This is a genomic window from Ruegeria sp. CL3, from assembly GCF_056536505.1.
In genome coordinates this window covers 271,130-290,040 of record NZ_JBQFPT010000003.1, presented here as the reverse complement: position 1 = coordinate 290,040, position 18,911 = coordinate 271,130, and the positions used below count along the sequence as shown (strand labels likewise).

Genomic DNA, 18,911 nt, shown 5'->3' with positions numbered 1-18,911 from the left:
GTCGGGTAGGGGGCTTTCGTTGCCTCTGCTCGTGAAAAGACGAGTTACCTTCAAGTGCTTTAAAACCAGCTCAGAGATCAATCGCTTGGCGGTGATGTTATGCGTTTGGTTTCCTCTGTCGCTTCTAAATGTGAGAGACCTGATGCATAAGCATGGCATCGAAGTCAGCCACAAGACCGTGCGGTAGTGGCGGAACTGGTTTAGCCCGATTTTCGCATCAGAAATTCGGATAAAACGGATCCAGCAGTTGCGGGCATACCCAAAATTGAAATGGCATGTCGACGAAGTGTTTGTTGAGATCAATGGAAAGCGGCTAGACCTGCGGAGTGTCGTTGATCACGAAGGAGAGGTGTTCGAAGCTGTCGTTACCAATCGCTGAAACAAGCAGGCAGCATTGAAATTCCTCAAGAAATTTAAGAAGCGCTTTGTTGTTGCGGAAAATATGGTCACGGTTTCTTTCGTATCATATCGGGCTGCTCTTAGAGAACTTGGTGCCAAGGGAAAACAACAAACGGGCAGTTGGCTCCACAACCGCGTTGAGAATTCGCACCTTCCTTACCGACGACGACAATCCGCTTGCCGTTACTTAAACTTGTCAATTTGCGTCGGGTTGGTACTCCGGGCGCGCCTGATCAAAAGCGGCAAGGGACAGTGCGTGTTTTTCGATCTCGAGCAGTCGCGGAAAGTGTGTCATGTTCACCCCCCCCCCAGCGATGCGCGTCATAGAGCTGGGGGACAAGGCAGATATCGGCGAGGGTTGGTGTGTCTGTGAAACTGAAGCGGGTGTTTTGTGGCAACAGCGCCTGGTAGGCGGCAAACCCCTCGGTCATCCAATGGTGGAACCAATCGGTCTGTCCGGCAGAGTCCATTCCCATTTGAGATTTGAGGTAGGTCATGACCCTCAGGTTGTTCACCGGGTGGATCTCCATCGCGATGAGGTGCGCGGCGGCTTGGACTCGCGCGCGCAAAAGGGGGTGGGCGGGAAGCAGTCGAGGTTCTGGCGCGATGGCCTCCAGATAGTCGATGACCGCAAGCGACTTGGTCAGGGTTGTGCCGTCCTCAAGAACCAGGGTCGGAACACCCTTGCCAGGTTTGAGCGCGGTGTACCCGGGTTCGCTTTTCTCTCCGGCGACCAGATCGACCGGGGCAGTAGTCGTAGCTTAGGCCTTTGAGGTTCAAGGCGATGCGAACCCGATAGGAAGTGGTCGAGCGCCAGTAGGAATAGAGTTTCATGATACTGTCCTGTCGTCGCTCCAGCACCGTTACATTTGCAAAGAAATTCAACCTGAAAAAAACGCAACGTGAGTCTGGCGTTTTACCGAGGCCGTTTTCAGTGATCCTCTGAACACTCAATGTTGACAAGATCGGGGTGTTGCTATGACAAGCAAAAGGGGTGTGCTTGAACTTGAAGTTGTGTCCTTATGTGGCCGCAGCGCATGCTAAAACTTCGTGCAGCGGCACACCCGCGATAACACCTTTCAATCTGACTAAGGGGTCTTGAGAAATGAACATAGCCTGCTGGTCTGGCCCCAGAAATCTGTCCACTGCGATGATGTATGCTTTCGGCGCGCGCGAGGATTGCGCCGTCTGGGATGAGCCGTTCTACGCGGCCTATCTGGCCGAGACCGGGCTGGATCACCCGATGGGCGCGGAAATCATTGCTGCCGGCGAAACGGACCCCATTCAAGTCGGACAGGGTTGCGCAGCGCAGCCGCCAGAGGGCAAGGCGCATATCTACCAGAAACACATGACGCAGCATATGGTTTGGGGCTTGGATCAGCCCTGGATGGATGGGCTGAAACATATCTTTCTGATCCGCCACCCCGCGCGTGTGTTGGCCAGCTATGCCGCAAAACGCGAAAACCCGACGCTTGAGGATATTGGTTTTGTGCAACAGGCCGAGATCTACAATCTGATCTGCGCTCGAACCGGGGCAGGGGTGATCGTCGACAGCTATGACATTCGTCAGATGCCCGAACGGATGTTGCGAAAACTATGTGCGGCAATTGATCTGCCCTTTGACCCGGCCATGTTGTCTTGGCCTGCGGGCGGCCATCCCTCGGACGGCGTGTGGGCCAGCCACTGGTACGGGGCCGTACATGCCTCAACCGGTTTTGCGGGCGCTGAGGGGGCGCTCCCGACCTTGCCGCCCGCGCTTCAATCCATATGCGACGCGGCAATGCCGTATTATGAGCGGCTCAGGTCGGATGCGCTTGTTCTGGAAGGTGATGCATGACAACCGAACTCTCAACCCGTGACGCGGAATACGATGCCCGCAACGAGGACCTGAAAATCTGGGTCGATGGCGTACTGGTTCACAAGGATGAAGCCAAGGTCTCGGTCTATGATTCCGGCTTCATGCTGGGCGACGGCATGTGGGAAGGGCTGCGGCTCTATGATGGATGCTGGGCCTTTTTTGACGAACACATGGATCGGCTGTTTGACAGCTGCAAGGCCGTGTCTCTGGACATCGGCAAAACGCGTGAGGATATTCGCGAGATTCTGGACGCCACCGCTGCCGCCAATGGTGCGACAACCGATGCTCACGCGCGGCTGATGATCACACGCGGTCGCAAGGCCAAGCCGTTTCAGCATCCCAAGCTTTCGCGCTGGGGGCCGACCATCGTGGCCATCGTCGAACACTCCAAACCCGCCGAGGCGCTGACCGCGCGGGGGATACGTTTGGCGACTGTGCCCCAGGTGCGGGGGTTGCCGACCAGCCAGGACGCGAAGTTCAACAGCCACTCCAAACTGAACTGTGTCATCGCCTGTTTGCAGGCGGAACAGGCAGGCGCGGATGAGGGGCTGATGCTGGACCCGCATGGCTTTGTGAACACCACCAACGCCTGCAATTTCTTTATCGTGCGCAAGGGCGAGGTTTGGACCTCGACCGGGGACTACTGCATGAACGGGGTGACGCGGCAGAAGGTGATCGACCTGTGCCGCGCCAATGACATACCGGTTTTCGAAAAGAACTACTCACTCTACGAGGCCTACGGTGCGGATGAGGTGTTTCTGACCGGCACCTTCGGCGCGCAAACCCCAGTGGCCGAGATCGACGGCAAACAGATCGGAGAGGGCAAGGCTGGTCCGATGACATTGCGGATTCGCGCGCTCTACAAGGAACTGGTCGCCCGGAACGTGGCCGCGCAAACGTGATCCTTGGCCAACCAGCGGGGTCGTGATCGCGCTGGTTGAAGTGCCCTGCCTCAAGGAAAGTAAGTGCAATTTAGTGCGGACAAAAAAGCAATTTTCATCTGGTCTAAGCGTTCAACAATATCTATGATAGCGCTAACTCTGAGGCGAGAGCAGCCGCCATTCAGACGTAACGCTAAGACATCCGCCGCCTTGGGTGGAGTTGGGACCTGTTCGGCGGTCTTATGAGCGCAATAACTTGGGCCAGTCTTCAAGACTGCCACTGGATAGGGTCTGAGATGTCGTGGCCCGCTGGCGAAAATGGGGGCGGATTTGCAGATCGAACAGGCGCGCTTGCAGGACAGAAACATGTCCGTCAGCCTTCTAAACTATGGTGCGATCACCCAAGGGTGGTGGATAGATGATACCCCGTTGATCCTCGGATATGACGATCCTCAAGCCTATCTGCGCGATCCCTTCTATCACGGGGCAATTGTCGGGCGGGTCGCGAACAGGATAAAGGGCGCAGGCTTTGATCTTGCAGGCATGCGATACCGGCTGGACCCGAACGAGGGTGCCAACACACTGCATGGCGGGGCCGAGGGTCTGTCTCGCCAAGTCTGGATCCTACAGCAGCTCTCGGATCGTGAGGCGGTGATGAGCTATCTCTCCCCGGATGGCGAAGGCGGCTTTCCGGGCGAGGTCAGGTTTGAGCTGAATGTCTCGCTCAGTTTTCCAAATCTGACCTATAAAATTACGGCCCAGCCGGACCGACCAACACCGATTAGCATTGCGCAACATAACTACTACACACTTGGCAGTCCTATGGGCGTTGAGGATTTCAGCCTCCGAATAAATGCCGATCATGTGCTGGAAACCGATGCGCAGGGTGTGCCAACCGGCAACCTGCAAGACGTACAAAACACGGCGCTAGATTTCACGCACCCGGGCCGCCCGGGCAAAAACATCGATCATTTCTACGTGTTCGACAGCGATCGCGACGCGCAGCAGCCAATCGCGGCGATTGACGCCGCAAATGGGCTTGGATTGCGTTTATTCTCTGATCAGGCCGGGGCGCAGGTCTATTCTGCTGGTTCACTGGGGGCACCGTTTCACTCCGGCGCTGGTTTGTGTGTTGAGCCATCAGGCTATCCCAACGCGCCCAACATCAGCGCGTTCCCCAGCATGGTTTTTTCACCTGAGCGGCCCTATCATCAGACACTTACACTCAAACTCACAGGGACTTAGGCATGAGGGTAGTTTCGGCGATTGGAATGATGGGATTGGCCTCAGCCGCACAGGCGCTGGACCTTGGCCCTCCTCCCGAATTCGCGGAACCTGATCTGGCCGTTGTCGAGTTGGGGCAGTTGCTGTTTTACGATCCGATCCTGTCGGGAAATCGCAACATCAGCTGCGGGTCATGTCACCATCCGCGTTTGGGCACGTCCGACGGGTTGTCTCTGGGTGTGGGTGAGGGCGGTATCGGGCTGGGAGTGACACGTGCGATGGACCCCGAAAACCGCCCGGAACAGCGCATTCCTCGCAACTCTCCGGCCTTGTGGAACCTCGGCGCGGACGAGTTCACGGTCTTCTTCCATGACGGGCGGCTCGAGGCGGACCCGAGCCGCCCCAATGGCATCCGTACTCCGCTGGGAACCCATATGCGGCCGGGGTTCAAATCCGCCCTCGCGGCGCAGGCTATGTTTCCAGTGCTGTCGCCGGACGAAATGGCCGGGCACTACTCCGAAAATGAAATCAGCAAAGCGGTGCGTCTGGGTCTGCTGACGCAAGAGGGCGGGGCCTGGGACCTGATCGCCGCGCGTGTCGCAGCCATTCCCGAATATCAGAAACGGTTCGAAGACGCTCTGCCGGGGGAGGAGATCACCTTTACGACGATTGCCAACGTGCTTGCCGATTTCATCGCCTTCGAATGGCGGGCCGACAATAGCCTGTTTGATCAGGCGCTGCGCGGAGAAGCCGAGCTGCCGCCCGAGGCGCAGGCCGGGTTGGATCTGTTTTACGGTGAGGCCGGGTGCAGCACGTGCCATTCCGGATGGCTCCAGACGGATCATGGGTTCCATGCCATCGCGATGCCTCAGATCGGGCCGGGTAAAGGTGCGCGGTTCGAAAGTCACGCACGCGATGATGGTCGCATGCGGGTGACAGGTGAGGCCGATGATGCCTTTGCCTTTCGCACACCGTCGCTGCGCAATGTGACCCTGACCGCCCCGTATGGCCATAGCGGTGCCTATGCCGAGTTGGAGGATGTGGTGCGCCACCACCTTGATCCCGTGGGGTCGTTGCAGCGGTATTCGCTGGAACAAGCACGTCTGCCCGCGTTTCCAGGTGCAGATGATCAGCGGGCCTTAGGCGAAACGACCGACGCTATCGCTGCCGCCAATAGCCTGGAGCCGGTTTCGTTGAGCGACGATGAGGTAAACGCGATCCTCAGTTTTCTGAACACCCTTGAAGACCCGGCCCTAAGGCTTGGTGTTCCCGAAACCGTTCCCAGCGGGCTGCGTGTGGATCAGTGATGGAGGCGGATGATCTGGTTGGCGTCATACGCCTGCCAGTCGCTTGTGGAGCCATCGGGCCAGATCATCCGAAGTTCGACTGCCTCAGCCGGTCCCAATCCGAAATGATGCAGGCCTGAGGTCCCCCCGGCATGGCCTCCGCCAATGGTGATTTCGCGGGTCTGCAGGCCGGACGGCGTTCGCATCTCGATAAACCCACCGACCGCAGCATGGTTGGAGAGGTTCTGAGAGACATCGACAAGCACCCAATTTCCGGCGTTGCTTGTGTTCTGGTGAACCTCCAACGGCGCGCCCCGGTTGACGACCACCAAATCCAGCTGGCCATCATTGTTCAGATCAACCAAAGCGCCGCCGCGCGACTTGGCCATCGAGGCCACACCCGCCTCCCCGGCGGCTTCGAAAAAGGAGCCATCAGGCTGTTGCAGCATCAGGTTATTCGGGTCGTTCAAGGCCGCGACAGGCATCTGTTCGACATTGCCTTTTGTCACGAAAATATCGTCCAGCCCGTCGTTGTTGGCGTCTCCGAATTGCGCATGCCATCCGGTCGAAGGTCTCCCGTCGCCGCCGACATGCGGTCTGTGCGCGGTGGTGCCTTTCTCATAGGTCGCATCGCGCCAGGTCGGGCTGTCGTCGGAGGGGTCAAACACCTGAAACTTCTGGTCGCCCATCGACGTCAGGTAGACATCGGAGAACCCGTCCCCCGTGAGATCGCGCGAGGCGATCCCCATTCCCCAGATCGAATAGGGCAGCCATCCGTCATCTTCGGTGTAGAGGCGCGGTGCAGCCTCCATCGCCCAGAGCTGCTCCTGCCCGCCGCGCACGTAGTAGTGGCGATCATTGCTGACCCGCAGGTCCGCCCGACCTGTTCGCGCCCAGTCGGAAAACAGGATCGATAATGAACAATAGCCCGGCTCTAGCAGTGACGGTGCCCCGTATCCTGATCCTTCAGGACGGTAGAGGAGCGTCGGACCGCAGGTCTCGAACGGCCCTTCAGGGTCAAAACGGTCGACATAGGTTCCAAAGGCCAGCGTTGGCAGCGTCTCGCCGTCCTCCCACGTGGCCGAGAAGCCAGTGGTCCAATGATCATCCGATTGAAAGTTGACATCGGAAAAGGGCGCAAACTGGCAGTCGGGCAGGCCTTGCAGCAAAAGGTCCTCACCAACCCTCAGAACCGCCAGATCCTGAAAGCCGTCGCCGTCGACGTCCAAAGGATAGGCCCCGGTCACACCGGTCAGGGACAGGGCCTGGGGCGTGTCGACACGGAAAGACAGGTCGCCGTCCGAGGTGTTGCGGAACAGTTGAGACGGGTTTGACCCACCAGCGGTGAAGAAATCGGGGAGGCTGTCGCCATTGCAGTCGAACACCGCAACGCCTCCGCCGACGAAATGTTCCCAACCGCCGTCATAGACATGTTCGGCAACCTCGATCTGCTGAAAGCTTGGTATGGGCTGATCGGCCGCAACAACTGTGGCGCTTGCCAGTAGGAGGACGCATTCACGATGCATGGGCTGGCATCTCGCGTATCTTCAAGGTTGAGACCTGTTCGATGGCATAGGCGATGGCGCCTTTGGCCCACATGGTGTCATCCCACTGGTTGACCTTGATGTCGGGCAAGGGGGCATCGACGTGAACGACCCCCTTACGTATCCGCTCCATCACGCTGTCGGAATAGAGATGATGAAAGCTGACCTGACTGCCCGAGATGATGATACATTCGGGATCGAACAGGTTGATCAGGTTCGAAACGCCCATGCCGAATATCTGTCCCGCCCGATCCAGCACGGACAAGGCATGTTGATCACCGGACTGCGCGTTGTCATGCAGATCGGCAATGGTGATCTGGTCGCGATCCTGACCGGCAATCGAGGCCTCTCGGATCAGCGCGTATTCCCCGACATAGGCTTCAAGACATCCGTGCTGACCGCATTGGCAGAGCGCGCCATCCAGTTGCACCTTAGTGTGGCCAAATTCGGCACCGCATCCGCGCTCACCCCGATAGAGCTTGCCACCCAGCACGATCCCAAGACCGACGCCGTGTTCTATCGTTATGACAAGGAAGTTCCGCAGACCTTTGCCTAGCCCGAATAATTGCTCCGCCTTTGCAACAAGATTGGCGTCGTTTTCAATGAAGACAGGACAATCAACCTCTTGCTGCAGAAGCGGGCCAAGGGGCACGTTTCGGTCCGAGATCGAAGAGGACCAATGGACAAAGTTATGCTCGGCATCAATCAGGCCCGCGATCCCGATCGAGACCCCTGCGATATCCGACATTGAAAGGGACGCAGCCGCGCAGGCGCTTTCCAGCGCCTTTCGAATGGTTTTGGCAAAGTCGAGCGGCGTCATGCAGGCCTCGACCAGCGGGTATTTGATCGACGCAATCTCGAGCCCTTCGAAATCTGCGATCAGAACCGAGACATAGTGGCGTGTGACCTTGAACCCTGCGATCAGCAGTGATCCACCGTTCAGCTTAAGCAAAACACGGGGCCGCCCACGCCGTGGGGACCCGGACTGCGGGTCGCCTTCAACCTCATGGATCAGCCCCGCAGACAACAGATCTGCCGTTGCGGTGGTGACGGTAGCGGGGCTGGTTTGTAACGCACCCGCAATATCAATGCGCGAGATCGCCCCCTTGCGGCGGATATGCTCCAGCACGCGCAGCCGCGTTACGTTCCGCTGCTCGGTAGAGATAGAAGAGGCTTTGTTTTTCAGCATCTTGCCCTCGCGAATCTCGTCTTGGCATTCACCTTAGTCAGATTCTTATGTTAGCGATAGCATAAATATTTTGCCGACTGAAATAAATGTGCTACTCAGGTAGGTGAAGTCCTCGAATCACTTCGAAGGGACTCGAACAACCGGGAGGAAAGCATGAAGAAATTCCTAAGCATTTCAGTCGCAGCGGCCCTTATGGGTACGGCTGCCTTTGCTGAAACCGTCGTTGGCGTCAGCTGGTCGAACTTTCAGGAAGAGCGTTGGAAGACTGACGAAGCCGCGATCAAATCCGCGCTTGAGGCGGGTGGGGCCGAGTATATCTCTGCCGACGCGCAGTCGTCTTCTGCAAAGCAGCTGTCGGACATTGAAAGCCTGATCGCGCAGGGCGTGGACGCTCTGATCATCCTCGCGCAGGACTCACAGGCGATTGGCCCGGCTGTTCAGGCCGCCGCAGACGAGGGTATCCCGGTTATCGCATATGACCGCCTGATCGAAGATGACCGCGCATTCTACCTGACCTTCGACAATGTCGAAGTTGGTCGCATGCAGGCCCGCGCGGTGTTCGACGCGATGCCTAAGGGCAACTACGTCATGATCAAGGGTTCTCCAACCGACCCGAACGCGGACTTCCTGCGTGGCGGTCAGCAAGAGATCATTCAGGCCGCTGTCGACAGCGGTGACGTTGTTATCGTCGGCGAAGCCTATACCGATGGCTGGCTGCCCGCGAACGCACAGCGTAACATGGAGCAAATCCTGACGGCGAACGAAAACAACGTGGACGCTGTGGTTGCCTCGAATGACGGTACGGCCGGTGGTGTGGTTGCTGCGCTGACGGCGCAGGGCATGGAAGGTATCCCGGTCTCGGGTCAGGACGGTGACCATGCCGCGCTGAACCGCGTCGCGCTGGGCACCCAAACCGTGTCTGTCTGGAAAGACGCGCGTGAGCTGGGCAAAGCCGCAGGCGAGATCGCAGTCGCGCTGAGCGGAGGCACCGCCGCTGCGGATGTTGATGGCGCGGTCAGTTGGACATCGCCCGGTGGAACCGAGATGACTTCGGTCTTCCTGGCACCGGTTCCGATCACAAAAGACAACCTCTCGGTTGTTGTGGACGCAGGCTGGATTCCGCTGGAAGACCTGTGCCAGGGCGTGGAAAACGGCCCAGCCCCCTGTAACTAAACTACCATAATTCCCGGCCTGCGTAGGCGGGCCGGGATCCCAATCGCTGAACATGAAAGATCGGATATGACCGAAACTTCGTCTCAGCCGGTACCCCAGAAAAGCAAGCAAAACTTGTTCCAGCAGCTTGAGCTGGATATGCGGCTATTGGGTATGATCGGCGCGTTTATCATCCTTTGCATCGGGTTCAATATCGTCACGGATGGGCGTTTCCTGACCCCTCGCAACCTGTTCAACCTGTCCATTCAGACCGTGTCGGTTGCGATCATGGCCTGTGGCATGGTGTTCATCATCGTGATGCGCCACATCGACCTTTCCGTCGGCGCTTTGCTGGCGACGACATCCGCCGTGATGGCCATGACCCAGACCGAGCTTTTGCCGAACATGCTGGGCATGGGCCTGAATAACCCGGCCACATGGGCGATCACTCTGGTCGTTGGGCTTGCGGTTGGAACCCTGATCGGGGCCTTCCAAGGCTGGATGATCGGGTACCTGACAATTCCTGCCTTCATCGTGACCCTCGGAGGGTTTCTGGTCTGGCGCAACGTCGCCTGGTACATGACCGATGGCCAGACCATCGGCCCGCTGGACAGCACATTCCTGATGTTCGGTGGCACAAACGGAACGCTCGGCACCACGGCCAGTCTTCTGTTCGGCCTTGCCGCCACAGCCGCCGCGATCTGGGCGCTCTGGAGTGCGCGCCGGTCCAAGGCCGCACATGGTTTCCCCGTCAAACCCGTCTGGGCTGAAACAACGCTGGCCGGGATCATCGGCATCGCGATCATGGGCTATGTCTTCATCGTCAACAGCTACGCCATCCCGACACGTCGGCTCGAGCGCATGTTCGAAGCGCGCGGTGAGATCATGCCCGAGGGTCTGGTCGTCGGCTACGGCATCCCGATCTCGGTTCTGATCCTGATCCTGGTAGCTGTCACACTGACCGTCGTGGCCCGCAAGACCCGGTTCGGACGCTATATCTTTGCAACTGGCGGCAACCCCGACGCGGCAGAGCTTTCGGGTATCAACACCCGCATGATGACCGTCAAGATCTTTGCCTTGATGGGTTTCCTGTGTGCGCTGTCCGCTGTTGTGGCTTCGGCCCGTCTGGCCAACCACTCGAACGACATTGGTACGCTGGATGAGCTTCGTGTTATTGCTGCAGCCGTAATTGGTGGGACAGCCCTGTCCGGTGGTCTGGGGACGATCTATGGCGCAATACTGGGTGCCTTGATCATGCAGGCGCTGCAATCGGGGATGGCTATGGTCGGCGTGGATGCTCCGTTCCAGAACATCGTCGTCGGTGCTGTGCTCGTCCTGGCTGTCTATATCGACATCGTCTATCGCAAACGTTTGGGAGCGAAATGATGCAAGCTGAAGAAACGCAGAACACAAATTCGGGTCGCGGCTCTGGCAAGCCACCTCTGGTCGAAATGAACGATATCTCGATTTCCTTCGGGGGCATCAAGGCGGTGGATCACGTGTCGGTCGACCTCTACCCCGGCGAAGTTGTGGGCTTGCTGGGCCATAACGGGGCAGGGAAGTCCACGCTGATCAAGGTCCTGTCCGGCGCCTACCAGATGGACAACGGCGAGATCCGGATCGACGGTGAAAAGGTCGAGATCAACAACCCTCGGGACGCGCGGGCCAACAATATCGAGACGATCTATCAGACGCTCGCTTTGGCCGATAACCTAGACGCCAGCTCGAACCTGTTTCTCGGGCGCGAGATGGTGACACCGATGGGCTTGGTCAACGACGCCGCGATGGAGGCCGAGTGCCGCAAGATCATGGGTCAGCTGAACCCCAACTTCCAGAAGTTCAATGACCCGGTTTCGGCCTTGTCAGGCGGTCAGCGTCAGTCGGTTGCGATCGCCCGGGCGGTGTATTTCAACGCCCGCATCCTGATCATGGATGAACCCACAGCCGCATTGGGCCCGCATGAGACCCAGATGGTCGCGGAACTGATCCAGAAGCTCAAGGCGCAGGGGATCGGGATTTTCCTGATCGACCATGATGTGCATGCTGTGATGGAACTGTGTGATCGGGCTTCGGTCATGAAGAACGGTCAATTGGTCGGAACCGTCGACATCCCCGATGTCACCGATGATGACCTGCTGTCGATGATCATTCTGGGCAAAAAGCCCGGCGAAAAGACTGAGTGAGGGAAGACAATGGCGAGTGGTTTTTTTCAAGAGATCGAAAAGATCCGGTACGAGGGCGAAGACAGCAAGAACCCGCTCGCCTTCCGTCACTACGATCCGGATGAAGTCATCATGGGTAAACGCATGGAGGATCACCTGCGTTTCGCCGTCGCGTGGTGGCACTCGTTTGCCTGGGAAGGCGGCGATCCATTTGGCGGCCCGACGCTTGAGCGTCCCTGGCATCCGCAGGATGATATGGGCCGGGCCAAAATGAAAGCCGACATCGCGTTCGAGATGTTCGACATTCTCGGGCAGCCCTATTTCTGCTGGCACGATGCGGACATCCGACCTGAACAGGGCAACTACGCTGATAACCTGAGAACTCTGGAAGAGATCACTGACTATATCGGTGAGAAGATGCAGGTCTCGGGAACCAAGCTGCTTTGGGGAACGGCCAATATGTTCAGCCATCGCCGCTGGATGGGCGGTGCCAGCACGAACCCTGATCCGGACGTGTTTGCCTTTGCTGCCGCCACGGTGAAATCCTGCATCGACGCGACCCACAAACTGGGGGGCGAGAACTACGTCCTATGGGGCGGGCGTGAAGGCTATGAGACGCTGCTCAACACCGATATGGGGGCCGAGCTGGATCACATGGGCCGGTTCCTGAACATGGTGGTCGAGTACAAGCACAAGATCGGCTTCAAGGGTGCCATTCTGGTCGAACCCAAGCCGCAGGAGCCGTCCAAGCATCAGTATGACTACGACGCCGCCACTTGCATCGGCTTCCTTCGCAAGTACGGCCTTGAGGATGAGGTTAAGCTGAACCTCGAACAGGGGCACGCCATTCTGGCCGGTCACAGCTTTGAGCATGAAATCGCAACTGCGACGGCCGAAGGCATGCTGGGCTCCATCGACATGAACCGCAACGACTATCAGTCGGGTTGGGATACAGACCAGTTTCCCAACAACACGCCCGAGGTCGCGTTGGCTTACTATCACATCCTAAAGGCCGGAGGCTTCACCTCTGGCGGGACCAATTTCGACGCGAAGATCCGCCGTCAGTCGATCGACGCCGAGGATCTGATCGCCGCGCATGTGGGCGGTATGGATATCTGCGCGCGCGGTTTGAAAGCGGCCGCTTCCATGATCGAAGATGGCGGGCTAGAGGCCGCGCTGGAGGACAGATACGCGGGCTGGTCGTCGGACACTGCACAATCCATGCTGTCCTCTGGTCTGGATGAGATCACGGCCCGCGTCTTGGCCGAGAATATCAACCCGCAGCCTCGCTCTGGTCGGCAGGAAATTCTCGAGAACTACGTCAACAGGTTCGTCTGAACCGCCACGCTTGGGCGGGCGTCCCGCCCAACAACTCTTTCAAAAGCCCGCTGCACGACCTGAGTGCGCGGGCCTTTTTTGGTTAGTCACTCTGAGCGACCTGTTGATGAACCTCGATCACGTTGCCCTCAGGGTCTTGAAAGAACACCTGATGCCATTCTTTTGCGAAGGTGGTGCCGTAGTCGGAATAGGGGATGCCGCGCTCGTCCAGCAGCTTCAGGAACGTGGACAGGTCATCGGTACGAAAGGCAATATGGCCGCGTTCCACCGGGTTGATCACTTGGCCGTTTTTGAAGGCGACGTCAAAGGCACGTTCGGCCAGATGCATTTGCATGTGGCCCTCGGTCGCAAAACGGATCTTGCCGTCATAACCGCTGTCCTTGTCGGCCTCGGTCCGTGGGAAGTTGTCTTGCGGGATGTCGTCCATTCCCAGCACGTTGGTGTAGAAATCGTGCATTCGATCAACATCATCGGCGACGAAGTTGATGTGGTGGAAATCCAGTTTCATGCTCTGCCTTTGCCGTGAACAGTAGGTGTCTTGGGACCTTTAGCATGTCGGTTGGTTTCTGTGGATGGCAAATTGGCGAGGCGACCCCTTTGCGCGGGGCCGCCCGTTTTTTTATTCGAAGTTGTAGGGCACGCCAGCCTGATTGATGACGCTGTTATACTCTTGGAATATGCCGATGATCTTCTGGTGGACTTCGCCTTCCTGAGCAATCTCGTCCCAGAACTCCTTGGCCGCGTTCTCCACCTCGGCCCATTCGCCGGGTGGAACCGAGCGCAACTCCAGCTTGTCACCATTGGCCCGCAACGCCGCTTCGCCACCCCAGTACCACTGGTTCCGATAGGTGTGTCCGGCTTCGATCCCGGCCATCACGACGGATTTCAGGTGATCCGGCAGTTCGTTCCAACGCTCTTGGTTGGCGAACCACGATCCGATCCACGCGCCCGAGATATTGTTGGTCAGGAAGTAGTCGGTCACATCAGCCCAGCCGACCGTGTAGTCTTCGGTGATACCGGACCACGCCATGCCATCCAGTTCACCCGTCTGAACGGCCACTTCGGCGTCCTCATAGGGGATGTTCACCGGAACCACGCCGAACTTGGCAAGGAAGCGACCAGCGGTCGGGAAGGTATAGAGCTTCAACCCATCCAGATCGGCGACCGAGGTGATTTCCTTTTTGGTGTTAAAGTTGCACGGGTCCTGACCCGCGGCGGACAGCCATTGCACGCCGACCTTGGCGTACTCGTCCCGCCAGATATCAGCCAGACCGTACTGGTTAAACAGGACAGGAACGTCGAGGATGTGCTTGGTCGCAAAAGGGAAATACCCTCCGAACACGCGCAGCGGCGTGGGCGAGGCCATCGAGTCATCGTCCGAATGCACACCGTCGATGGTGCCGCGCTGAAGCGCCTGGAACAGCTCTCCGGTGGGGACGATCTGGTCGGCATAGAACAGCTCGATCTCAAGCTCGCCATTGGCGTTGGCGTTGATGTAATCGATGGCTGGTTTGGTCACATGCTCACCCAACGCCCCCCCTGCGTAGGTCTGAAAGCGCCATTTGATCGGGGCCTGCGCTTTGACGATTGCGGGCGCTGCCAGTGTCGCAGGCGCGGCCAAAGCAGCAGTGCGCAAAAATCTGCGTCTTGTTGTTGTCATAGTCTTCCTCTCCTGTGCTTTTTGTTGAAATCGAACCGGTTTTTCCGGCTTCTTCTCTTGTATGCTCAGTTTCCGTAGACGATGCCCGGAAGCCACAATGCAATTTCGGGGAAGGCCATCACCAATCCCAGTGCCACAGCCATCACGCAGACAAACGGGATGATTGAGCGGTAAATGTCTTTGATCGTTACCTCAGGCGGGGCCATCGCCCGCATCAGGAACAGGTTATACCCGAAAGGCGGTGTCATATAAGCTATCTGGCAGGTGATCGTGTAGAGCACGCCATACCAGATCAGGTCAAATCCAAGCGCGCCGACCAGCGGTACGTAAAGTGGGGCCACGATGACCAGCATGGCCGTGTCATCAAGGAATGTTCCCATGAGCAGAAAGCTCAACTGCATCAGGATCAGGATGATCCACGGGTTCAGGCCGAGTTGAACGGTAAACAGATTCTCGATTGCTTTGACCGCGCCCAGACCATCGAAGACGGCCCCAAAGGCGAGAGCGGCGAGGATGATCCACATGAACATGCAGGTGATGCCCAGCGTCTGCTTGATCGAGGTTTCAAAGACCTGCCATGTCATGCGACGTTTGAGAACGGCCGCCAGAAAGGCCGCGATGGCACCTAGGGCGGAGCTTTCCACCAGGGACGTCCAGCCGTTGACAAAGGGCACCATCATCACGGCGAAGATGGCCAGCGGCAGCAGGCCAGCGCCTAGCAGGCGCATCTTTTCGCCCCATGTGACCTCTGCGCGTTCCTCCGCGCTCATCACCGGGCCAAGCGCCGGATTTATGCGGCAGCGGATGGCGATGTAGATGATGAACATCGTGGCCATCATCAGACCGGGGATCACTCCGGCCAGCCAGAGTTGCCCGACCGGTTGGCGCGCGATCATGGCATATAGGACCAACACGACCGAGGGTGGCACCAGAATGCCCAAAGACGATCCGGCCTGTATCACGCCGGTGACCATCAGCTTGTCATAGTTGCGGCGTAGAAGCTCGGGCAGGGCGATGGTGGCTCCGATCGCCATACCAGCCACAGACAGCCCGTTCATGGCCGAGATCAGAACCATCAGGCCAATGGTGCCAATGGCCAGTCCTCCAGACAGGCCGCCCATCCAGACGTGGAACATCCGATAGAGGTCATCTGCAATCCGGGACTCGGACAGGATGTAGCCCATGAAGATAAACATCGGCAGGGTCAGAAGGGGATACCAGCGCATCACTTTGATCGCCGCCGCAAAGCCGAGATCGTATCCTCCGCGGTCGCCCCACAGGAAAAAGGCGGCAATCACAGCGACAAACCCAATCGCGCCAAAAACCCGCTGACCGGTCAGCAGCATCAGCATCATGGTCGAGAACATGAGCGCGGCAATCAGTTCGTAGCTCACCCGCGATGCCCTCCTTCAAGGTCTTCGGGGGCCATGTGGACGGGCTCATCATCCTTTTTGCCCATGTCAAAGCCTTTGAGGCGCAGGATGTCCTTGCAGAGTTCCGATATCGCCTGAAGCAGCATCAGAAAGATGCCAATAACCATGATGGTCTTGATCGGCCAGATATAGGGCCGCCAGGCCGAGGAGGAGCGCTCTCCTCCGTACTGGAAGGAATACATCAGGCTGTCCCAGCCACCCCAGAGTAGAAAAGCGAGGTATGTAATCAGAAACAACACGGTCAGCGCGTCGATCTGGCTTTTCTTGCGGTCCGTCCATTCACCATAGAGCAGATCCATCCGAACATTCGCGCCCATCTGCATCGCGTAAGGCCCGCCCAGCATGTAATAGGCCACCATTGCGAATTGCGCCATTTCAAGCGTCCACAGGGACGGCACGAAGAACGTTTTGGAGACCGAGGAATACAGCAAGATCGCCATCATCACGAAGATGCCATACATGATCACGCGACCCAGCATCCGGTTGGCGCGGTCGATGAACCGCACATAAGTCATCATGGGTCCTGTCACGAGAGGCAGACTTTCAGGCGTTTGGGGTCATCAGACCGAACGCAACCATGCCGAGAGCGTTGCTGACAGCAGCGCGTGATCCAGACAATGCATTGGTTTGATTCAGTGTTTTTGCTCACGCTGGTATCAGAACGAGATGGTTGGATTCTGTCAAGCACGGCTTCGGCTCAGGGCTCGCAAAACCCGACTCAGTGGTGATCGCCCGGAAATGGCCTGCCTTTTGTGCGAAACGAAACAGTTGACGCTGCGCCGCCATCTGAGAAGGTGACAGAACTCAAACGCCGTCGCAGAGCAGGTAGGACATGGCCAATCAATCCCAAGGCGAAGCCGTTTTCCTGAGTGGCAGCCTGATGCGACATGTCACGCGCATGTCTCTGACGACAAGCATCGGTCTGATGGCGATCTTTGCAGTCGATTTCGTCGATATGGTGTTCATCTCGATGCTTGGGAACGACGCGTTGGCCGCCGCCGTGGGATATGCCGGAACGCTGCTGTTCTTCACCAATGCAATCAATATCGGCCTGTCGATCTCCGCCGGAGCGTTGACGGCACGGGCCTTGGGGGCAGGGCGACCGGAGGAAGCGCGAAAATATGCCTCCAGCGTGGCCACGCTGGGTCTGTGCGTTGGGCTGATAACGCCGGTGCTGGTGCTTTGGAACCTCAGCGCGTTGTTGTCGTTATTGGGGGCTGAAGACGAGGTGTTGAGGCTCGCCACACGCTATGTCTCTATCATTCTGCCGACCATGTGGGTGATGGCGATTGCAATGGTTGCAATGGCGGTTCTGCGGGCGCATGGGGATGCGCGGCGATCCATGATGGCCACGATCTATGGCGGCGTGGTGAATGCGGTTCTCGACCCGATCCTGATCTTCGGGGTTGGTTTGGGGCTCGACGGTGCAGCGATTGCATCGGTGCTGGCGCGGTTCTGCATGCTCGCCGCTGCGCTTTGGCCCGCCCTGCGCGTCCACCGAGGCTTTTCCCGCCCATCGCTGCGGCAAGTCGCATCCGATCTTAAACCAGTCCGGGCCATCGCGATCCCGGCTGTGCTGACCAATGTGGCAACGCCGATCGGCAATGCCATCGTCGTGCGTGAAATCGCCGAGTACGGAACGGATGCGGTGGCCGGAATGGCTGTGATCGGGCGGCTTTTGCCCGTGGCGTTCTCGGTCATCTTTGCGCTGTCTGGGGCAATCGGTCCCATCATCGGGCAAAACTTCGGGGCCGAGCAGTTCACCCGCGTGCGCGAAGCCTTTCTGGCCGGCATCAAATTTACTGCGATCTACGTTCTTGGGATGGCGGCGGTCCTTTTCCTGTTGCGCGCACCAATCGCGGATCTGTTCGCGGCCGAGGGTGAGACTCGCGTGCTGATCTACCTGTTCTGCGGGCCTCTGGCGCTTGCGTCATTCTTCAATGGGGTCATTTTCGTTGCCAATGCCAGTTTCAATAACCTGGGTCACCCGGTCTATTCCACTTGGATCAACTGGGGCCGCCACACCGTGGGCACATGGGTCTTTGCCTCAATCGGATCGGCACTGGCCGGGGCGTCCGGAGTTCTGTTGGGGCAGGCTTTCGGAGGCATCATCTTCGCCGCGATCAGTTGGATACTGGTTGGCCGCGTTGTTTCAGGTCTGGAGCGCTCGCAGGCGATCGATCCGTTTGCCGGTCAAAATCGCTTGCATTCTCTGTTTGGCCGTCGCGGCTGGTAGCACGAGGCAGGTGCCGGTGAACCATGGCTCTGCGAGTGCCATAGGTTCAACGATCAGTTTGTGGTAGAAACGGTCGAAGGGCGTAACACGCTGGCGGAGGTTTGGGGTTCTGGAACGAAAGGTTGCCAGAGTGTTTTGCACGAATTGAACTTTAGCAACCACAACTGGAAAAGCATCAATAGAAGCCATGGCAAAAGGCAACAAACAGAAAACCATTCAAGATTGATGCCAGACTTATGGCTTTCTTCTAGATATTGAATGCTAGTGAAGTGGCAGCCCGTAGGGGAATCGAACCCCTCTTTCCAGGTTGAAAACCTGGCGTCCTAACCGATAGACGAACGGGCCACTGAGCCTTGGCTCACAAGCAAAAATGGCAGCCCGTAGGGGAATCGAACCCCTCTTTCCAGGTTGAAAACCTGGCGTCCTAACCGATAGACGAACGGGCCACGCTAGCTTGTGGAGGGCCTTTTACGGTTTCACCCCGACCCCCGCAAGCCGAAAAATGCAGGGATGCGAAAGTTTTTTGACCTGTCCTACCGTTGCCTTGAA

The 18,911-nt window shown here is 58.0% G+C and carries 15 protein-coding genes, 2 tRNA genes and 2 pseudogenes; 10 read left to right on the top strand and 9 right to left on the bottom strand.

Annotated elements, in window-relative coordinates; all coding sequences use genetic code 11:
• Positions 1-25: 25 nt before the first annotated feature.
• Positions 26-577: pseudogene (locus ACR0NO_RS05855) on the top strand (DDE-type integrase/transposase/recombinase); the annotation flags it as partial.
• A gap of 475 nt (positions 578-1,052) precedes the next feature.
• Here the strand turns inward: ACR0NO_RS05855 and ACR0NO_RS05850 are convergent.
• A pseudogene (locus ACR0NO_RS05850) lies at positions 1,053-1,136 on the bottom strand (thioredoxin domain-containing protein); the annotation flags it as partial.
• 368 nt (positions 1,137-1,504) lie between these two features.
• On the opposite strand from ACR0NO_RS05850, the gene ACR0NO_RS05845 reads away from it, so the two are divergent.
• The 4 genes from ACR0NO_RS05845 to ACR0NO_RS05830 all read left to right on the top strand — a co-directional run bounded on the left by ACR0NO_RS05845 (position 1,505) and on the right by ACR0NO_RS05830 (position 5,669).
• A complete protein-coding gene (locus tag ACR0NO_RS05845) occupies positions 1,505-2,236 on the top strand; it encodes a sulfotransferase-like domain-containing protein (protein WP_480723280.1) in 732 nt (243 codons plus the stop codon).
• Positions 2,233-3,159, top strand: a complete 927-nt coding sequence (locus ACR0NO_RS05840; protein WP_480723279.1) for an aminotransferase class IV — start codon at positions 2,233-2,235, stop codon at positions 3,157-3,159. Before ACR0NO_RS05845 ends, ACR0NO_RS05840 begins: the two co-directional genes overlap by 4 nt.
• A 297-nt stretch (positions 3,160-3,456) precedes the next feature.
• Entirely contained in the window at positions 3,457-4,383 is a 927-nt protein-coding gene (locus ACR0NO_RS05835) for an aldose epimerase family protein (protein WP_480723278.1), read from the top strand.
• A gap of 2 nt (positions 4,384-4,385) precedes the next feature.
• Complete coding sequence (locus ACR0NO_RS05830) at positions 4,386-5,669, top strand: cytochrome-c peroxidase (RefSeq protein WP_480723277.1); 1,284 nt, start codon at positions 4,386-4,388, stop codon at positions 5,667-5,669.
• On the opposite strand, the gene ACR0NO_RS05825 is transcribed toward ACR0NO_RS05830, so the two are convergent.
• Both ACR0NO_RS05825 and ACR0NO_RS05820 read right to left on the bottom strand, forming a co-directional pair.
• Positions 5,663-7,174: a CRTAC1 family protein gene (locus tag ACR0NO_RS05825; protein ID WP_480723276.1), complete on the bottom strand. Its 1,512-nt coding sequence runs from the start codon at positions 7,172-7,174 to the stop codon at positions 5,663-5,665. The genes ACR0NO_RS05830 and ACR0NO_RS05825 overlap by 7 nt on opposite strands.
• Positions 7,164-8,381 carry an ROK family protein gene (locus ACR0NO_RS05820; protein ID WP_480723275.1) on the bottom strand — a complete coding sequence of 406 codons (1,218 nt, stop codon included), beginning with the start codon at positions 8,379-8,381 and terminating at the stop codon, positions 7,164-7,166. Before ACR0NO_RS05820 ends, ACR0NO_RS05825 begins: the two co-directional genes overlap by 11 nt.
• A 153-nt stretch (positions 8,382-8,534) precedes the next feature.
• Here ACR0NO_RS05820 and xylF point away from each other — a divergent pair, with 153 nt between their 5' ends.
• The 4 genes from xylF (at position 8,535) to xylA (ending at position 13,033) form a co-directional block, all read left to right on the top strand.
• Positions 8,535-9,554 carry a D-xylose ABC transporter substrate-binding protein gene (gene xylF, locus ACR0NO_RS05815; RefSeq protein ID WP_480723274.1) on the top strand — a complete coding sequence of 340 codons (1,020 nt, stop codon included), beginning with the start codon at positions 8,535-8,537 and terminating at the stop codon, positions 9,552-9,554.
• Between the two features lie 66 nt (positions 9,555-9,620).
• Positions 9,621-10,919 carry a sugar ABC transporter permease gene (locus ACR0NO_RS05810; RefSeq protein ID WP_170376204.1) on the top strand — a complete coding sequence of 433 codons (1,299 nt, stop codon included), beginning with the start codon at positions 9,621-9,623 and terminating at the stop codon, positions 10,917-10,919.
• Positions 10,919-11,716: an ATP-binding cassette domain-containing protein gene (locus ACR0NO_RS05805; protein WP_480723273.1), complete on the top strand. Its 798-nt coding sequence runs from the start codon at positions 10,919-10,921 to the stop codon at positions 11,714-11,716. Before ACR0NO_RS05810 ends, ACR0NO_RS05805 begins: the two co-directional genes overlap by 1 nt.
• 9 nt (positions 11,717-11,725) lie before the next feature.
• Positions 11,726-13,033 carry a xylose isomerase gene (gene xylA, locus ACR0NO_RS05800; RefSeq protein ID WP_480723272.1) on the top strand — a complete coding sequence of 436 codons (1,308 nt, stop codon included), beginning with the start codon at positions 11,726-11,728 and terminating at the stop codon, positions 13,031-13,033.
• An 82-nt stretch (positions 13,034-13,115) separates the two neighbouring features.
• Here the strand turns inward: xylA and ACR0NO_RS05795 are convergent, their stop codons facing one another.
• From ACR0NO_RS05795 to ACR0NO_RS05780, 4 genes are all read right to left on the bottom strand, one after another.
• Positions 13,116-13,541, bottom strand: a complete 426-nt coding sequence (locus ACR0NO_RS05795) for a VOC family protein (RefSeq protein ID WP_480723271.1) — start codon at positions 13,539-13,541, stop codon at positions 13,116-13,118.
• 111 nt (positions 13,542-13,652) lie between these two features.
• Positions 13,653-14,693, bottom strand: a complete 1,041-nt coding sequence (locus tag ACR0NO_RS05790; protein WP_170376212.1) for a TRAP transporter substrate-binding protein — start codon at positions 14,691-14,693, stop codon at positions 13,653-13,655.
• A gap of 65 nt (positions 14,694-14,758) precedes the next feature.
• Positions 14,759-16,087, bottom strand: a complete 1,329-nt coding sequence (locus ACR0NO_RS05785) for a TRAP transporter large permease (RefSeq protein WP_480723270.1) — start codon at positions 16,085-16,087, stop codon at positions 14,759-14,761.
• Positions 16,084-16,644, bottom strand: a complete 561-nt coding sequence (locus ACR0NO_RS05780) for a TRAP transporter small permease subunit (RefSeq protein ID WP_170718254.1) — start codon at positions 16,642-16,644, stop codon at positions 16,084-16,086. Before ACR0NO_RS05780 ends, ACR0NO_RS05785 begins: the two co-directional genes overlap by 4 nt.
• Before the next feature lie 314 nt (positions 16,645-16,958).
• On the opposite strand from ACR0NO_RS05780, the gene ACR0NO_RS05775 reads away from it, so the two are divergent.
• The gene (locus ACR0NO_RS05775; protein WP_480723269.1) at positions 16,959-18,362 is read left to right on the top strand and encodes an MATE family efflux transporter; all 1,404 of its coding nucleotides are present in this window, start codon (positions 16,959-16,961) and stop codon (positions 18,360-18,362) included.
• 270 nt (positions 18,363-18,632) lie between these two features.
• Here the strand turns inward: ACR0NO_RS05775 and ACR0NO_RS05770 are convergent.
• Positions 18,633-18,707, bottom strand: a tRNA-Glu gene (locus ACR0NO_RS05770).
• A gap of 26 nt (positions 18,708-18,733) precedes the next feature.
• A tRNA-Glu gene (locus ACR0NO_RS05765) sits at positions 18,734-18,808 on the bottom strand.
• Between the last annotated feature and the right edge of the window lie 103 nt (positions 18,809-18,911).